At 66.9% G+C, this 16,837-nt stretch carries 17 protein-coding genes and 2 riboswitches; of the genes, 15 read left to right on the top strand and 2 right to left on the bottom strand.

The genetic code is table 11. The annotated features are described in order from the left end of the window. Window positions 1–6: 6 nt before the first annotated feature. Window positions 7–225: riboswitch (cobalamin riboswitch) on the top strand. 94 nt (window positions 226–319) lie between these two features. Genes AC0L2O_RS31445 through cobJ form a run of 7 tightly spaced genes read left to right on the top strand, consistent with a single transcriptional unit; the run spans window position 320 to window position 8,227 of the window. Next, window positions 320–694 (top strand): DUF1636 family protein, encoded by a 375-nt coding sequence (locus tag AC0L2O_RS31445; RefSeq protein ID WP_473372498.1) that lies wholly within the window; start codon window positions 320–322, stop codon window positions 692–694. Beyond that, window positions 691–1,725 carry a cobalamin biosynthesis protein CobW gene (gene cobW / locus AC0L2O_RS31440; RefSeq protein ID WP_473372497.1) on the top strand — a complete coding sequence of 345 codons (1,035 nt, stop codon included), beginning with the start codon at window positions 691–693 and terminating at the stop codon, window positions 1,723–1,725. Before AC0L2O_RS31445 ends, cobW begins: the two co-directional genes overlap by 4 nt. Further along, window positions 1,725–4,973 carry a cobaltochelatase subunit CobN gene (gene cobN / locus AC0L2O_RS31435; protein ID WP_473372496.1) on the top strand — a complete coding sequence of 1,083 codons (3,249 nt, stop codon included), beginning with the start codon at window positions 1,725–1,727 and terminating at the stop codon, window positions 4,971–4,973. Before cobW ends, cobN begins: the two co-directional genes overlap by 1 nt. Further along, window positions 4,970–6,133: a precorrin-3B synthase gene (gene cobG / locus AC0L2O_RS31430; protein ID WP_473372495.1), complete on the top strand. Its 1,164-nt coding sequence runs from the start codon at window positions 4,970–4,972 to the stop codon at window positions 6,131–6,133. The genes cobN and cobG overlap by 4 nt, the downstream gene beginning before the upstream one ends. Beyond that, complete coding sequence (locus tag AC0L2O_RS31425) at window positions 6,133–6,762, top strand: precorrin-8X methylmutase (protein ID WP_473372494.1); 630 nt, start codon at window positions 6,133–6,135, stop codon at window positions 6,760–6,762. The genes cobG and AC0L2O_RS31425 overlap by 1 nt, the downstream gene beginning before the upstream one ends. Before the next feature lie 2 nt (window positions 6,763–6,764). Then, complete coding sequence (locus AC0L2O_RS31420) at window positions 6,765–7,496, top strand: precorrin-2 C(20)-methyltransferase (RefSeq protein ID WP_369724887.1); 732 nt, start codon at window positions 6,765–6,767, stop codon at window positions 7,494–7,496. Continuing rightward, entirely contained in the window at window positions 7,493–8,227 is a 735-nt protein-coding gene (gene cobJ / locus AC0L2O_RS31415) for a precorrin-3B C(17)-methyltransferase (protein WP_473372493.1), read from the top strand. The genes AC0L2O_RS31420 and cobJ overlap by 4 nt, the downstream gene beginning before the upstream one ends. Here cobJ and AC0L2O_RS31410 read toward each other — a convergent pair. After that, window positions 8,203–8,949: a cobalt-precorrin-6A reductase gene (locus AC0L2O_RS31410; protein ID WP_473372529.1), complete on the bottom strand. Its 747-nt coding sequence runs from the start codon at window positions 8,947–8,949 to the stop codon at window positions 8,203–8,205. The genes cobJ and AC0L2O_RS31410 overlap by 25 nt on opposite strands. Between AC0L2O_RS31410 and cbiE the strand changes: the two genes are divergently transcribed. The 7 genes from cbiE to cobT are packed head-to-tail and all read left to right on the top strand — an operon-like array spanning window position 8,948 to window position 15,125. Beyond that, window positions 8,948–10,129, top strand: coding sequence for a precorrin-6y C5,15-methyltransferase (decarboxylating) subunit CbiE (gene cbiE, locus AC0L2O_RS31405; RefSeq protein ID WP_473372492.1), 1,182 nt, complete (start codon window positions 8,948–8,950; stop codon window positions 10,127–10,129). The two genes, AC0L2O_RS31410 and cbiE, sit on opposite strands and share 2 nt — an antisense overlap. Next, entirely contained in the window at window positions 10,126–10,494 is a 369-nt protein-coding gene (locus AC0L2O_RS31400) for a cobalamin biosynthesis protein (RefSeq protein WP_473372491.1), read from the top strand. Before cbiE ends, AC0L2O_RS31400 begins: the two co-directional genes overlap by 4 nt. Next, a complete protein-coding gene (gene cobM / locus AC0L2O_RS31395; protein ID WP_473372490.1) occupies window positions 10,491–11,273 on the top strand; it encodes a precorrin-4 C(11)-methyltransferase in 783 nt (260 codons plus the stop codon). The genes AC0L2O_RS31400 and cobM overlap by 4 nt, the downstream gene beginning before the upstream one ends. Beyond that, on the top strand, window positions 11,273–12,583 hold the full coding sequence (locus tag AC0L2O_RS31390; RefSeq protein ID WP_473372489.1) for a cobyrinate a,c-diamide synthase: 1,311 nt from the start codon (window positions 11,273–11,275) through the stop codon (window positions 12,581–12,583). Before cobM ends, AC0L2O_RS31390 begins: the two co-directional genes overlap by 1 nt. Continuing rightward, window positions 12,580–13,308, top strand: coding sequence for a uroporphyrinogen-III C-methyltransferase (gene cobA / locus AC0L2O_RS31385; protein WP_473372488.1), 729 nt, complete (start codon window positions 12,580–12,582; stop codon window positions 13,306–13,308). Before AC0L2O_RS31390 ends, cobA begins: the two co-directional genes overlap by 4 nt. Beyond that, window positions 13,308–14,057 carry a precorrin-6A synthase (deacetylating) gene (gene cobF / locus AC0L2O_RS31380; protein ID WP_473372528.1) on the top strand — a complete coding sequence of 250 codons (750 nt, stop codon included), beginning with the start codon at window positions 13,308–13,310 and terminating at the stop codon, window positions 14,055–14,057. Before cobA ends, cobF begins: the two co-directional genes overlap by 1 nt. 15 nt (window positions 14,058–14,072) lie before the next feature. Continuing rightward, window positions 14,073–15,125 (top strand): nicotinate-nucleotide--dimethylbenzimidazole phosphoribosyltransferase, encoded by a 1,053-nt coding sequence (gene cobT / locus AC0L2O_RS31375; RefSeq protein ID WP_473372487.1) that lies wholly within the window; start codon window positions 14,073–14,075, stop codon window positions 15,123–15,125. Window positions 15,126–15,131: 6 nt separating this feature from the next. Here the strand turns inward: cobT and AC0L2O_RS31370 are convergent, their stop codons facing one another. After that, on the bottom strand, window positions 15,132–15,704 hold the full coding sequence (locus AC0L2O_RS31370) for a histidine phosphatase family protein (RefSeq protein WP_473372486.1): 573 nt from the start codon (window positions 15,702–15,704) through the stop codon (window positions 15,132–15,134). A 75-nt stretch (window positions 15,705–15,779) separates the two neighbouring features. Continuing rightward, window positions 15,780–15,981: riboswitch (cobalamin riboswitch) on the top strand. Window positions 15,982–16,097: 116 nt separating this feature from the next. Between AC0L2O_RS31370 and AC0L2O_RS31365 the strand changes: the two genes are divergently transcribed. After that, on the top strand, window positions 16,098–16,837 hold a 740-nt coding region (locus AC0L2O_RS31365), incomplete at its 3' end, for a TonB-dependent receptor plug domain-containing protein (RefSeq protein ID WP_473372485.1).

Raw genomic sequence — 16,837 nt, 5'->3', positions numbered from 1 at the left:
GGGGGCAAATGGTGGGCCAGCGTTGGTTCCTGTCCTACGACAGGCGAAGAGGGAATGCGATAGGGTCCGAATCGGCGAGATTTGGGTCCAAAATGCAGCCGCCCCCGCGACCGTGACCGGAGAGATGCCCGAAGCCACTGATCCCCTGGGGATCGGGAAGGCGGGGATCGAAGGGCAAAGCCCTGCTCCGCAAGCCGGGAGACCTGCCAGCGTGGAAGTTTTGGACCGGCGGACGGGGTGTTCCGCGACGGGGAAGCGAGCCTTCGCAAGAATGCTTCGCGCGCCTCTTCGCCTCCCGCTGTTTATTCTGGAAGAGGCGATGACTGTCACACTTCACGTCTGCATCACCTGCCGCGCCGGCGAGACGCCCGCAGAGGGCGAAGCTACCCCGGGCAAGCGGCTGCACGGTGCGATCCTCGACGCTGGCGTCCCGGACGGCGTCAATGTGGTTCCCGTCGAATGCCTGTCGGCCTGCAGCCAGGGCTGTTCCGTCGCGCTCAGTGCGCCGGGCCGCTGGTCCTACGTCTATGGGCGCCTGTCGGAGGCTCATGCAGGCGACGTGATCGCAGGCGCCGCGGCGTATGCCGGGACGCCCGACGGTATCGTGCCCTGGCGCAGTCGTCCGGAGATCTTCCGCAAGCAGTCGCTTGCCCGCATTCCCCCCATCGCCGTCGTGCCCGAGGCCGCAGAATGATGACGCTCGCAAAAATCCCAGTCACGGTGGTCACCGGTTTTCTCGGGTCCGGCAAGACGACGCTGATCCAGCATCTCCTCGCAAACCCCAATGGCAAGAAGCTTGCCGTGCTCGTCAACGAGTTCGGCAGCCAAGGCGTCGATGGCGATATCCTCAAATCTTGCGCCGATGCCAATTGTCCGGAAGAAAACATTATCGAGCTCGCCAATGGCTGTATCTGCTGCACCGTGGCCGACGATTTCATACCGACCATGGAAAAGTTGCTGGCGCGGCCGGTCAGGCCCGATCACATTCTGATCGAGACGTCCGGGCTTGCGTTGCCAAAGCCGCTGCTCAAGGCCTTTGACTGGCCGGAGATCCGCTCGCGCATCACGGTCGACGGCGTGATCGCGCTCGCCGATGCGGAGGCCGTTGCCGCCGGCCGTTTTGCGCCGGACCCGATTGCCGTCGAAGCGCAGCGCGCGGCCGACGGAAGTCTCGATCACGAGACGCCGCTGTCGGAAGTGTTCGAGGACCAGATCGCCTGCGCGGACATCGTGCTGCTGACCAAGGCGGACCTTGCGGGCGCCGCAGGGCTCGAAGCTGCCAAGGCCGCGATCACCGCCGAGATGTCGCGCCGCGTGCCGATGCTGCCGGTCACCGACGGCGCGATCGACGCGCGCGTCATCCTCGGTCTCGGCGCTGCGGCCGAGAATGATCTCGCCGCGCGCACCTCCCATCATGACGGAGAGGAAGAGCACGAGCACGACGATTTCGCTTCCGTCGTGATCGATCTTCCGGAGGTGAGGGATATCGATGCGCTGGTCGCTTCAGTCCAGCGTCTCGCGCGTGAGCAGAACGTGCTGCGCGCCAAAGGCTATATCGCGGTCGCGGGCAAGCCGATGCGCCTGCTGCTGCAAGCAGTCGGCGAACGCGTACGCCACCAGTTCGACAAGCCGTGGGGCGCGGGTATCAGGCAGTCAAAACTCGTCGTGATCGGCGAGCACGGCGATATTGACGAAGTCGCGATAAGAGCGGGACTTAATATCTGATGCACGTCGTCTTCCGCGAGAGCCGCGGTCTCGAGGAGACCGCAACGCCAAGAGACATCGGCCAGGACCCGGCCGATCTCGTGGTGCTCTCGTTCTCGGATTCCGATCTTGCGGCGTTTGCGGCTGGCTGGCGACGCGGCCGCGACAGCCTGCCGTCGCTTCGGCTGGCCAATCTCGCGGAGCTTCGTCACCCGCTCTCGGTCGACACCTATGTTGAGCGCACGCTGTCGCAGGCGCGGGGCATCCTGGTGCGCCTGATCGGCGGGGAGCCCTATTGGGCCTATGGCCTTGCCGCTCTGCATCAGCTGGCGAAGGATCGCAACATCGCGCTGGCGGTGCTGCCGGCCGATGGCCGTGACGATACGCGGCTGGATGCGTACTCGACCTTGCCGGTCTCGACGCTGCGGCGGCTGATGGTGCTCTGCGACACCGGCGGCCCGGTCGCAGCGCAAGCCGCGATCGCGCAGCTCGCGCTCGCCTCGGGCCTCTACGCCGGTCCGGTCGTCGGCGAGATGACCGTGCCCGAGATGGGCTTTTACGATCCCGCGCGTGGTGTGATTGTCGCGCCGTCAGACGGCGACGGCAGGCCACGCGCGCTGGTGACCTTCTATCGGTCCTATCTCGCCGCCGCGGACACCGGCCCTGTCGACGCCCTGATCGCGGCGCTGCGCGAGAAGGGGTTTCACGCCTATGGTGTGTTCGTCACCTCGCTGAAGGCTGTGGGCGTCGCGGATTGGCTGCGGGCTTACCTCGCGCAAAATCCGCCGGCCGCGATCGTCAATGCGACGGCGTTCTCGGCCATGGGCGACGATGGCACGACGCCATTCGATGCCGCACCGTGCCCCGTGTTCCAGGTCGCGCTCTCCACGGCGCGGCGCGAGGACTGGGCGGCGTCGCTGCGCGGCCTGTCGCCCGGCGACCTCGCCATGCATGTGGTGCTGCCCGAGATTGACGGCCGCCTGTTCGCGGGTGTTGTGAGTTTCAAGTCAGCGGCGGATCGTGATCCCGATTTGCAGTTTTCACATCTCGCGCACAGGCCCGATGCGGAGCGCGTGACTGCTGTCGCCGCGCGCGTTGCGGCGTGGCGGCTGCTCGCGGAGAAGCCGGCCAGCGAGAAGCGGCTGGCGATCGTGCTCTCGAACTATCCGGGTCGCCCGCACCAGATCGCGCATGCGGTTGGGCTCGATGCGCTCGCGTCGGTCGAGGCCTTTGTGTCCGATCTCGGCGAGGCCGGCTTCGACGTCGAGCCGGTCCGCGCGCTCGGCAAGAGCTTGCCGAGGCAGCACCTGGCCTGGAGCATCGCCGACTATCGCGTGGCGCTCTCGCGCCTTCCGCCAGCTTTGCAGGAGGACCTTGCGCAAGCCTGGGGGGCGCCGGAGAGTGATCCGAGTTGCCGCAACGGCGCATTCCAATTCGCCGCGATCCAATGCGGCCGATCGATCATCGCGGTTCAGCCCGAGCGCGGCGAGGCGACTACGCGCGACGCCGATTATCACGATCTCGCCCGCACCCCGCGCCACGCCTATGTCGCGTTCCATCTGTGGCTCCGCGCGCGGGCGATTGACGCTGTCGTGCACATGGGCGCGCACGGCACGCTGGAATGGCTGCCGGGCAAGTCCGTCGCGCTGTCGCCGACGTGCTGGCCGGAGGCGCTGACCGGCGATCTGCCGATCATCTATCCCTTCATCGTCAACGATCCCGGCGAGGCCGGGCAGGCCAAGCGGCGGATCGCTGCCGTCACCATCGGTCACCTGCCGCCGCCGCTCGCAGCATCCGCGGTCCCTGAAGGCTTGCGCCGGCTCGAACAGCTCCTTGACGAATATTCTACCGCTGATGGTCTTGATCCCGCCCGACGCCAGCGCCTGATCGCCGCGATCCGCGACGAGGCGCGCGCGGCAGGCCTCGAAGACGATCTCGGCCTCAATACCTCGGCTGCGCCGGCCGAAGCGATCCCGCGGATCGATCGGTTCGTCTGCGACCTCAAGGAGAGCCAGTTCGGCGATGGCCTGCATGTGTTCGGCCGCGGTATCTGCGGCGAGGCCGAGCGGGATGCTCTGCTTGCCGCGCTCGCGGGCAAACGCATCGTGCCGGGGCCGTCAGGCTCTCCTTACCGGGGGCGCCTGGACGTGCTGCCCACCGGGCGCAATCTCTTTGCCGTCGACCCGCGCGCGGTGCCGACGCCGTCGGCGCATGCGCAGGGAATCAAGCTCGCTGAAGAGTTGCTGCGTCGTCATCTGCAGGATCACGGCGACTGGCCGAAAGGCCTCGTCGTCGATCTCTGGGGCTCGGCGACAATGCGTACGGCCGGCGAAGAGTTTGCGATGGCGCTGCATCTGGCCGGCCTCGCGCCGCGCTGGGATCATGCCTCCGGTCGAGTCACAGGCTACGACATCATCGCGCCGGCCGAACTCGGCCGTCCCCGCATTGACGTCACGCTACGCGTCTCGGGCCTGTTCCGCGACGTCTTCTCCGGTCTCGCGCAATTGTTCGAGGCGGCGGCTGAGGCGCTTGCGGCGCGCGATGAGGAGGGCGATGAAAATCCGTACCGCCATCGCGTATCGCGCGTGTTCGCGCCGCGTCCGGGGCAATATGGCGTTGGCCTTTCGGCGATCCCGGATGCTTTCACGGCCGAGACACGCGAGGCGGCCGGTGAGGCCTGGCTGTCGGCGTCGTCCTGGGCGTTCTCGGCCGATGGCGAGATCAAGCCGGATCGTGCCGGCATCGAGGCGCGGCTCGCATCTGCCGACGCCTTCGTCCACGTCCAGGACTTGCCGGAAACAGATCTGCTGCTCGCGGCCGATTACGCGGCGCATGAAGCCGGCATTGCAGCCGCTGCCGCAAGGCTCGGCGAGGGCGTGCCATCGCTTTATCATCTCGATACGACCAGGCCGGAGCAGCCGCATGCCCGCACGCTGACCGAGGAAATCTCCCGCGTGGTCCGCGCGCGTGCTGCCAACCCCGTCTGGATCGCCGGCATGATGCGTCACGGTTTTCGCGGCGCCGCCGAGATTGCCGCGACGCTAGAGCATATGGCCGCCTTCGCACATCTGGCTAGCGCCGTGCCGCCGCATCTGTTCGATCTCTATTACGATGCGACGCTGGCCAACGACGATATTCGCGGCTTCATGGCCCGTGAAAATCCCGCCGCGCTTGCCGCAATGGAAAGCTGCTTCAGCGGGTTGCACGAAGCGTCGCTCTGGCGAACGCGCCGCAATTCGATCGCGGCGGCGCTGCGGGAGGCCTCATGAGTGCGATTGCGGTCAAGGGCTGGTGTCCCGGCGCGCTGCGACCGATGCAATCGGGCGACGGGCTTGTCGTCCGCGTGCGCCCGTTCGGCGGACGGCTGGATGCGGCGCAGATCACCGGACTTGCGCATCTCGCTGAGCGCCACGGCAACGGCCTGATCGACGTGACCAGCCGCGCCAATCTCCAGATCAGGGGCGTCAGCGAGATCAGCCATGGGCTGCTGCTGGACGGCCTTGCCGAACTGGCGTTGCTTGATCCGGATGCTGACACAGAATCCCGCCGCAACATTCTGGTGACGCCATTCTGGCGCACCGGTGACGAAACCCAATCGCTCGCCGCCGAGCTCGAGGAGGCGCTTTCCGATAGCGCGCTCGACCTGCCGACCAAATTCGGCTTCGCCATCGATGACGGGAGCTCGCGCGTTCTTGCCGGCGATTCCGCGGACGTGCGGATCGAGCGTGACCAGACCGGCGGACTTTTGATAAGGGCCGATGGTGCGAAACACGGCCGCCCCGTTCCGCGTGGACAGGCCGTGAGCACTGCGCTCGCGCTCGCAGATTGGTTCGTCCGCTCCGGCGGAGCGAGCGACGGACGAAGGCGCATGGCGGCGCATCTCGCCGCCGGCGCCGTGTTGCCCGAAAGCTTGCGCGGTGAGAGCGCGCCGGCGCCGATCATGGCGGCTGCGCGTCCCGGGCTCTATCCGCAGGGTGCGATGCTTGGTGTGGCCTTCGGACAATTGTCACATGAAACGCTCGAGCAGCTCGCCGCCTGCGGACATGCGCTGCGTATGACGCCATGGCGGATGGTTTTGAGCGAAAGCACGCGCGTGATGCCGAACGCGACCGGCCTGATCACCGAGGCCTACGATCCTGCGCTGCGTGTCATCGCCTGCAGCGGTGCGCCACGCTGTCGCGAGGCACATGCCGATACGCGCGGCCTTGCCGCGGCCCTCGCTCCGAACATAGGTGCGGCGTCACGGCTTCATGTCTCCGGCTGCGCCAAGGGCTGCGCCCATTCCGGCGCGGCGGCGATTACGTTGGTTGCGACCCGCGCTGGATTCGATCTGGTGCGCGGTGGGTCCACGCGCGATGCGCCCATCCTGCGCGGGTTGAATCGCGACGATATCGTCCGCGATCCCTCCATCCTGATGGGAGGGCACTGATGCCTCATCTCTATGAGACCGACGGCGAGGCGATTTATCGCCAGTCCTTTGCCACTATCCGTGCCGAGGCCGATCTTGCGCGCTTTGGGCCGGACGAGGAGCAGGTCGTGGTCCGAATGATCCACGCCGCCGGCATGGTCGGCCTGGAGGCGCATATCCGCTTCACGCCGGGGATGGCGACCGCAGCGCGCGCCGCCTTGCAGAAGGGTGTGCCGATCCTGTGTGACGCGCGCATGGTCTCGGAGGGAATTACGCGCGCGCGACTCCCCGCGGCCAACGCCGTGATCTGCACGCTCGGCGACGAAACCGTTCCCGCGCTCGCCGAATCCATGCGCACCACGCGCTCGGCTGCCGCGCTTGAGTTATGGCGGCCGCATCTTGATGGTGCGATCGTCGCGATCGGCAATGCGCCGACCGCGCTGTTTCATCTTCTGAACATGCTGGAGGACCGTGACTGCCCGCGCCCGGCCGCGATCATCGGCTGCCCCGTGGGTTTTGTCGGTGCTGCCGAATCCAAGGCTGCGCTGATGGCCGATCCGCCGGTGCCGGCACTGACCGTCGCGGGCCGCCTCGGCGGTTCCGCGATCACCGTTGCCGCCGTGAATGCGTTGGCGAGCCGGAGCGAATAGCGATGGGACGCATCATCTGTTGCGGTCTCGGCCCCGGCGATCCTGATATGATGAGCGTGCGCGCCGATCGCATCGTGCGCGGCGCAGGGCATGTCGCTTTTTTCCGCAAGAAGGGCCGGCCCGGTCAGGCACGCCGGATTGTCGACGGCATGCTTGCAGCAGATGTCACCGAATACCCGATGGAATATCCGGTCACGACCGAGATCGCATTCGACAGCCCGGAATATGTCCAGTTGCTCGGCGGCTTCTATGACGAATGGGCCGAGCGGCTGGCGCGGCTGGCGCGCGCGGTCGACGTCATCGTGCTCTGCGAGGGCGATCCTTACTTTTACGGCTCCTTCATGCATCTGCACACGCGCCTGCAAAGCCGCGTCGAGATCGAGGTGATCGCGGGCATTCCCGGCATGGTCGGCTGCTGGAATGGGGTGGGACAGCCGATCGCGCTCGGCGACGACGTGACGACCGTGCTGATGGGCACGCTGACCGAGGATGAGCTCGAACGCCGCATGCGCGACTCCGATGCGCTGGTCATCATGAAGACCGGCCGCAACCTGCAGAAGGTGCGCCGTGCACTCGGGTCGGCCGGCCGCCTGGACGATGCCTGGCTGGTCGAGCGCGGCACCATGCCCGGTGAGCGCGTGGTGCGGCTTGCCCAGGTCGATGCCGCCGAGTGTCCTTATTTCGCGATCGTGCTGGTCCACGGCAAGGGCCGCCATCCGGACGCGGCCGAATGATGGGCACGCTGACCATCGCCGGCCTCGGGCCGGGCAGCGACGCGCTGGTGACGCCGGAGGTCTCTGCTGCGCTTGCAGCTGCGACTGACATTCTGGGCTACGGGCCTTATGTGTCGCGTGTGCCGCCGCGGGCCGGCCTGACCTTGCATTCATCGGACAACCGCGAGGAATTACAGCGCGCGCGCGAAGCCTTGCGGCTTGCCGCGGAAGGCGGCCAGGTCGTCGTCGTCTCCTCCGGCGATCCCGGCGTGTTCGCGATGGCCTCTGCCGTGTTCGAGGCCCTCGAGCAGGCGCCGCAATGGCAGAAGCTTCCGATCCGGGTGCTGCCCGGCGTCACTGCGATGCTGGCCGCGGCCGCGCGCGCCGGCGCGCCGCTCGGTCATGATTTTTGCGCGATCAATCTCTCGGACAATTTGAAGCCGTGGACGGTGATCGAGAAGCGCCTGCGTCTCGCGGCCGAAGCCGATTTTGCCATTGCGCTGTACAATCCGCGCTCGGCGAACCGGCCAGAAGGATTCGGGCGCGCGCTCGCGGTGCTGAAACAGGCAGGCTGCGGCGAGCGCCTCGTGATTTTCGCGCGTGCGGTCAGCGCGCCTGACGAGAAGATCGAAACCGTGACGCTGAACCAAGCGACGCCCGAGATGGCCGACATGCGCACTTTGGTGATCGTCGGCAACTCGCAGACGCGCCGCGTCGGACGTTGGATTTATGCGCCGAGGCAGGTCCGATGACCGAGCCACTGCATGATCTCGGCCACGCTCTCAACCCGCAACCGATCGGGCAGCTCCGGTCGCGAGATCATGATCACGGGCAGGCCGAGCGTGCGGGCCGCATCGATCTTGGCGCGGGCGCCGTCGCCACCAGAATTGCGAGCCACGACCCAATCTATGTGGCGTGCACGCATCATCTTCAGTTCGCCATCAAGCGTGAATGGTCCGCGCGACACGATCACATCGGCCGCGAAGGGCAGGGGCGCGTCTGGCGGATCGACGAATCTCAGCGTGTAGGTATGCTGCGGTTTGCCCGCGAACGGTGTGATGTGCTGGCGGCCGATGGCGAGGAAGACCTGGGCGGGCGGGTCCGGCAGTGCGGCCGCCGCGCAATTGACGTCGTGGACCTCGATCCAGTTGTCACCGGGCGTGCTGGTCCAGGGCGCGCGCTCAAGCGCGATCAGCGGCGTACCGGTTTCCGCACACGCCGCGACCGCGTTGCGGCTCATCTCGGCGGCGAAAGGATGCGTCGCGTCGATGACGTGCGTGATGCCTGCGTGACGGATGTAGCCGGCAAGCCCGTTCACCCCGCCAAAACCGCCGATGCGGGTCGGCAGCGGCTGGTCGGCGGGCACACGCGTGCGGCCGCCATACGAATAGACGGCCTCGATGCCCGCGCGCGCAACCGCTGCTGCAAGCAAGCTCGCGTCAGTGGTTCCGCCCAGGATGAGGGCGCGCGTCATGGTTGATCCCTGGCTGACGATCATCGGCATCGGCGAAGATGGCCTTGCCGGGCTGTCTGACGCAAGCCGAAAGGCGCTCGCGAGCGCGGAAACTGTCTTCGGTGGTGAGCGCCAACTTGCGCTTGCAGGCGTGACCAGCCGTGGCCGCCCGTGGCCGATTCCGTTCGACGCAGAAATCGTGCTGAGCTGCCGCGACACGCCGACGGCAGTGCTCGCCTCCGGCGATCCGTTCTGGCATGGGGTGGGCGCAAGCCTTGCCGAGAAGCTTGGTGGCGACGAATGGATCGCGTATCCGGGCCCTTCGACCTTCTCGCTCGTCGCTGCGCGGCTTGGCTGGCGTCTCGAATCGGTCGCGTGCCTTGGACTTCACGCCGCGCCGTTCGAGCGCCTGGTTCCGCATCTGGCGAAAAATGCACGGGTCATCTGTCTGATGCGTGACGCAGCGGCGGTCGGCGATCTTGCGAAATGGCTGACGCAACGAAGATGGGGCGCTTCAATCTTATGGACGCTCGCTGCCCTTGGCGGCCCACGTGAATACATCGACCAGCATCGCGCCGAGCTCTTTGCTGATGATTCTGACGAAAAACTGGTTGCGGTGGCGCTGCTGGCGAGGGGAACTCAGGGCATCCCCCGCAACTCGGGACTGCCGGACGATCTCTTCGCCCATGATGGTCAGATCACCAAGCGGCCTGTGCGCGCGCTTGCGCTCTCGGCGCTGGCGCCGCGCCCCGGCGAGCGGCTGTGGGACATCGGCGCCGGCGCGGGCTCGATCTCGGTCGAGTGGGCGCTGTGCGGCGGCGCCGCGATTGCCGTCGAATCGCGCGAAGATCGCGCCGCGAACATCCGCAGCAACGCTGCAACCTTCGGGTTGACGCATCGGATCAATGTGGTCGCGGGAAAGGCACCCGAGGCTCTCGTTGATTTGGAAGCGCCAGATGCCGTCTTCATCGGTGGCGGCCTCGACCTCACGATGTTCGACGCCGTGTGGTCGCGTCTTGTGTCCGGCACGCGGCTTGTTGCGCATGCCGTGACGCTGGAGACGGAAGCGCTGCTCGGCGAATTGCATCAGCGCCATGGCGGCGAACTGATGCGGGTCGAGATTTCGCATGCCGCTCCGCTCGGTCGCTATCGGTCCTGGGAGGCAGCGCGGCCGGTGGTGCAATGGAGTACGGTCCGATGAAGGTCGCCGGTCTCGGGTTCAGGCGCGACGCCACGCTCGCGTCGCTGCGTGAAGCGCTTGTGGCGGCCGGCGGTCCCGCGGGCGTTGCGGCTCTCGCGACCGTCAGCGAGAAGGCCGATGCCGAGGCGCTGAAATTACTCGCGCGGGAATGCGGCGTGCCCATCAAGGCGGTTTTAGCCGATGTCCTGGGCGGCATCGACACGCCGACCCGATCAGAACGCATCACCGAAGCGTTCGGCACGGGCTCGGTTGCCGAGGCTGCGGCGCTCGCGGCAGCTGGTCCGCACGCGCGGCTGCTTTCGACGCGGGCGATCTCGCAGGATCGGACCGCCACCGCGGCCATCGCGGAAGGAGACGGCGCATGACGGTGCATTTCATCGGCGCGGGACCGGGTGCTCCCGATTTGCTGACGTTGCGCGGCCGCGACCTGATCGCGGCCTCTCCGGTCTGCCTCTATGCCGGTTCGCTTGTGCCGGAGGGCGTGCTTGCGCATTGCCCGCCGGGCGCGAGGATCGTCAACACCGCGCCGCTGTCGCTCGATGAGATCATCGCGGAGATCGCCGGCGCGCATGCGAAGGGCAGGGACGTCGCGCGGCTGCATTCCGGCGATCTCTCGATCTGGTCGGCGATGGGCGAGCAACTCCGTCGGCTGCGCGCGCTTGGAATTCCCTTTACAGTAACACCCGGCGTGCCGTCCTTCTCCGCCGCTGCGGCTGCACTCGAAGCCGAGCTGACGCTGCCGGGCCTTGCACAGACCGTAGTCCTCACGCGGACCCCGGGCCGCGCCAGCGCAATGCCCGAAGGCGAAAAGCTTGCCGCCTTCGCCGCCACCGGCGCGGTGCTCGCCATCCATCTGTCGATCCATCTGCTCGACAAGGTCATTGCCGAACTCACGCCGCATTATGGCGCGGACTGCCCGGTCGCGATCGTCTGGCGCGCGAGCTGGCCGGATCAGCGCGTCGTCCGTGCGACGCTGGCAGCGCTCGATGCCGCCGTCGGTGCGGAGCTCGAACGTACGGCGCTCATCCTGGTCGGCAAGACGCTCGGCTCGGCGGACTTTTCCGAGAGCCGGCTTTATGCGGCCGATTATGATCGCCGCTACCGGCCCATCGGCGCCGAGCCCCGTTTTCCGGAGGCGTCGTGATGCCGGCAGGCCTCGTCATTTCCGCACCGGCTTCAGGGGTCGGCAAGACCACGCTGACCTTGGCGCTCGCGCGTGCCTGGCACAATCGCGGACTGAAGGTACAATGTCTCAAGAGCGGCCCTGACTATATCGATCCAGCCTTCCATGCCGCAGCCACCGGGCGTGCCTCCGTCAACGTCGACAGCTGGGCAATGGATCGCGTGACGATAGAACATCTCGTCAGCCGCGGTGCCAATGCCGATATTGTTCTTGCGGAAGGCTCCATGGGCCTGTTCGACGGAGTCGCTGCACGCGGCGTCAGCGGCAACGGTGCTACGGCCGATATTGCGGAGATGCTGGGCTGGCCGGTGCTGCTGGTGATCGATCCGTCCGGGCAGGCGCAGACCGCGGCGGCAATTGCCGCGGGCCTTCGCGACTACCGCGCCGGCCTGCGTCTTGCCGGCGTCGTGCTCAACCGCGTCGCAAGCCCTCGTCACGAGGACCTTGTGCGTCGTGCGCTTGCCGATGTCGGCATTGCCGTGTTCGGCGCGCTGCCGCGCCATGCCGAGATCAGCCTGCCGAAGCGGCACCTCGGCCTGGTGCAGGCCGAGGAGCAGGCCGAGATCGGCAGTCTGATCGACGAAGCCGCGCGTTTTGTCGCCGAACATGTCGACCTCGATGCCGTGCTGCGATCGGCCGCCACGTGGTCGCCGCCGCCTGCGGGGAACGGCCTGCACGTGACGCCGCCCGGCCAGCGCATCGCGCTCGCCCGCGATGCCGCGTTCTCCTTCGTTTATCCGCACATGCTGGAAGGCTGGCGCGCCGCCGGCGCCGAGATTTTGATGTTCTCGCCGCTCGCCGATGAAGCGCCCGACACGAGCGCCGATGTGTGCTGGCTGCCCGGCGGCTATCCGGAGCTTCACGCCGGTCAACTCGCCGCCAACGCACGCTTCGCCGGCGGCTTGCGCGCTTTCGCCGCGACGAGTCCGGTGCACGGGGAGTGCGGAGGTTATATGGTGCTCGGCGCAGGCCTCACCGACGCAGACGGCGCGCGTCATGAGATGACGGGCCTGCTCGGCCTGGAGACGAGCTTTGCCAAACGCCGCATGCATCTGGGCTATCGATTGGCGGCGCTCGCCGCGCCGATGCCTGGACATCAACCCGGCGCGCGCCTGCGCGGCCACGAATTCCACTATTCGACCATCCTGGCCCAACCCGATACGCCGCTGGCAGTCGTGCACGACGCAACCGGTGCGGTCATTGCCGAGACCGGCTCGCGGCGGGGACGAGCCACTGGCACGTTCTTTCATCTGATCGCGGAGGACCGGTGAGCGGCTTTGTCTCCTTCATCTCCGCCGGCCCCGGCGATCCCGAGCTGCTTACGCTGAAGGGCGCGGCGCGGCTGCGGGAGGCCGACGTCGTGCTTTATGACGACCTCGCCTCCGGTGCGATCCTCGATCTCGCCCGGCCCGGCGCCAATCTCGTCGCCGTGGGCAAAAGAGCTGGCCGTCCTTCGACCAAGCAGCACCATGTTAATCGTCTCCTGGTCGACTATGCGGCGACCGGTATCCGTGTGGTCCGCTTGAAGTCGGGCGATGCCGGCATTTTTGGCCGGCTCGAGGAGGAGCTCGACACGCTGCGCGAAGCCGGCATCGGCTACGAGATCATTCCCGGTGTCACCTCGGCCTGCGTCGCGGCTGCGCACGCCGGCATTCCGCTGACCCGCCGCCACACCTCGCGCAGGGTGCAGTTCGTCACCGGCGCCGATATCAGCGGCGAGCTGCCGCAAAACCTCAACTGGGCTGCGCTGGCCGATCCCGAGGCGACGACCGTGGTCTATATGGGCCGCCGGACCTTTCCGGCGCTTGCCGCAAAACTGATCGAACATGGGCTGGCGCCAAACACCCCGGCGCTGTTCGCCGAATCCCTCGGCCGCGCCGACGAAGGGCTGGTCCGCACCACCATTGCAGCGCTTGCCGAACAGCTTGCGCGGGGCGGGGCCGCCTCCACGGCGGCCGTCATCCTGTTCGGGGCGCTGGCGGAGGGTGGTCCGTGATGCAGACGCTTTCGCTGATAGGCATCGGCTGCGGCGATCCCGAGCAGCTCACGCGCGCGGCGATCGCTGCGATCAACGCGGCCGATCTCGCCCTGATTCCACGCAAAGGGGCCGCGAAATCCGATCTCGCCGACCTGCGGCGGACGATCTGCGCGGATGTGCTCACGAACGACAAGACGCGCATCGCGGAGTTTGACCTGCCGCTACGCGATGCGGACGAGGCGGATTACCGCAAGGGCGTGGACGGTTGGCATGATGCGGTCGCAGCGACGTGGTCGCAGACGATCGCGAGCCATCTCGGCGGGGACGGCAAGGTTGCGCTGCTGATCTGGGGCGATCCCTCGCTCTACGATTCCTCGCTGCGCATTGCGCGGCGGCTCAATCCCTTGCCGAAGATCGAGGTCGTGCCCGGCATCACGTCGATCCAGGCGCTGTGCGCCGCGCATGCGCTGCCGCTCAACGATATTGCCGAGCCCTTTTTGGTGACGACCGGCCGGCGGTTGCGCGAAGGCGGCTGGCCGCAGGGCACGGACACCGTTGTGGTGATGTTGGACGGCGGCACGGCATTCGAGTCGCTCGATCCGGCCGGCCTGCATATCTGGTGGGGCGCCTATCTCGGCATGCCCGATCAGATCCTCATGTCCGGCGCGCTTGCTGAAGCGGGCCCGCGCATCGTCGCCGCGCGGCATGACGCGCGCCAGCAGCATGGCTGGATCATGGACAGCTACATTCTCAAACGCCGGCCGTAGGCCAAGCGAGGCAGCATGCTCCCCGAATGGGTCTACCAAAACTGTCCAAACATCTCCGCGGTCCATCGCGACGCGGCGATTGCGCGACAGGCGCAACTGACGAAGCCGACCGGCTCGCTCGGCCGGCTCGAACAGCTCGCGATCGAACTCGCGGGCCTGCAATCAACCGAACAACCCCGTGCAGCGCGTGTGCCGATCATCATCTTCGCCGGCGACCACGGCATCGTCGCGCAGGGCGTCTCGGCCTATCCGCAACCCGTCACCATCGCGATGATGGCGAATTTTACCTCGGGCGGTGCCGCGATCTCGGTGCTGGCGCGTGAGCTGGGATCGAGCCTCGAGGTGGTCGACGCCGGCACGCTGGCGCTGGAGGAGATGGCGGGCATTGTCACCGACAAGCCGCGCAACGGCACCCGCGACTTCAGCATGGAAGCTGCGCTCGAACCTGCAGAGCTGGCATTTGCCTTCGAAGCCGGCCAGCGCGCGGTCGTCCGTGCGGGCGCGACCCAGCCAGATCTCTTGATCTTCGGCGAGATGGGCATCGGCAACACGACGGCGTCGGCGGCAATTGCGGCGGGCCTGCTCCGGGTGAGCGCTGAAGAAATCGCCGGCACCGGCACCGGTGTCGATGCCGCCGGCCGGGTGCACAAGGCCCGGGTGATCGATGCCGCGATTGCGCGTCATGGCGTTGCGGACAAATCGCCCGAAAAAATTCTTTGCGCCGTTGGCGGTCTTGAAATCGCAGCGATCTGCGGTGCGATCATCGCGGCCGCGCAGCGCCGCATTCCGGTGCTGATCGACGGCTTCATCGTATCCGTCGCGGCGCTGGCCGCGGTGCGCCTGAATCCGGCGTGCCAACCGTTCCTGCTGCCGTCGCACCAGTCTGCGGAGCAGGGGCATCGGTTGGTGCTGCGCGCGCTGAACGTTCAGCCGCTCATCAGCCTTGATCTCAGGCTCGGGGAAGGATCGGGCGCGGCCATCGCGCTGCCATTGGTGCGGCTCGCGTGCAGCCTTCACAACGGCATGGCGACGTTCGCGCAGGCCAATGTGCCGGATCGTCCGGCCTGATCCGGCTCATGCCACGCACTGATTGACGCACATCACGCGCCAGCCCGTTGGGAGCCGATCGATCCGGGTCAGCGACAACGGATCGATCACGAAGCGCAGGGCCGCGTCCGGCGCCAGATCGAGCGCGATGCAGAGTGCAGCGCGAATGGTGCCTGAATGCACGACGAGCGTCGCTGGCCCGGCGCCAATCCGTGCGAGACCGAGCCGGACCCGCGCGACCTGATCCTCGAAGCTCTCACCGTTCGGCGGTCGCTGATGCGCGGGATCATTCCAGAACTGCGCATAGCTGTCACCGCCACTGGCCGCGAGTTCGTCATGCCGCCGGCCGGTCCAATCGCCAAAATCCTGCTCGCTGAATTCGCCCACGAGCGCCGGATCGAGCTTCAGCGCGCGGGCCGTCTCGACCGTGCGTCGCGACGGGCTCGCATAGCTCGCGGCCTCTCGCGGCAGATACCGTTCCAGCGCGTCCAACTGCGTCTGATCACTGAGATCAGCCGGCGCGTCGGGCGCGTGGATGGTGCCCCTGACGCCATCGACGACGGCATGACGGATCAGCCAGAGGAAGGTTTCGCCCTCCATACGAAAATCTCCTGGGAAAGTTGGTCGCTGTGGCAACGTCGCCGCAACAGGCACATTGACTCTATCTTGATCGTAATCCTAGATGACCGTGACGGTTTCCCCGAGAGGGGGTGAAAAGGGAATGCGGTGCGGGGAAATTGTCCCCAATGCCGTAGCTGCCCCCGCAACTGTAAGCGGCGAATCCTTCGTCATCAGCCACTGGGCCCTCGGTCCCGGGAAGGCGACGAAGCGGTAATGACCCGCGAGCCAGGAGACCTGCCGTCAGCCGTGGTCACACGCGAAGATGTCGGTCGGGGAGTACAGACATTTGGCTTCATCGGAGGGCTGAACGGCCGAAGATGGGACCTTGGTTCGCTGTGACGTGCCACCGACGTCACACCGAGGTCCAAGACCATGTCTTCCGTCCGTCTTGCGCGACCGCGCGGCTTTTTGCTTGCGTCCGCCACGCTCACTTCGTTTGCCGCCATCGATATGCCCGCAGCCCTGGCGCAGCAGGCACGCGAGCAGCTGCCGCCGGTGGAGGTGACCTCGCCACAGTCCCGCAAGCCGGCCGGACGCGCAAGGCAGGCCGCACGCCGCGAGGCAGCGCGCAGGACTGCGACCGCGCTGGCCGTGCCATCGGCAACCGCGCAGACGCCGCTCAACACCAATGCGGTGGCGCAAAGCGCCTCGCGTCTCGGCCTGACCGCGCGCGAAACGCCTGCGACCGTCGAGGTGATCTCGGCGGAAACAATGCGCGAGCACGGCTACCGCACCGTCTCGGATGTCGCCCAGGGCGCGGTCGGCGTCACCGCGGGTGACAATCCGGCCGAGCCGTCAGCTTTCTCGATGCGCGGCTTCACCAACAGCCAGACCAACATGCTCTACAACGGCATCAAGATCGGCCCGCAGAACATGACATCGCGGGTCATGGATACGGCCAATCTGGAGGCCATCGAGATCTTGAAAGGCCCGGCCTCGCTGATGTCGGGCGAGGGCGCCAGCGGCGGCGCAATCAATTTCGTCACCAGGCAGCCGCACACCGGCCCAATCCGCAACGAGGCGGATGTCTCGTATGATTCGTTGAACTCGTTCCGTACACATTACGGCTCCGGCGGCAGCACCGACGTGCAGGGCCTCGACTACCGGTTCGA

This window comes from Bradyrhizobium sp. Kon10 (assembly GCF_055807395.1).
Note: the sequence above shows the minus strand (reverse complement) of the source record. Positions and strands in the feature narration are given on the sequence as shown.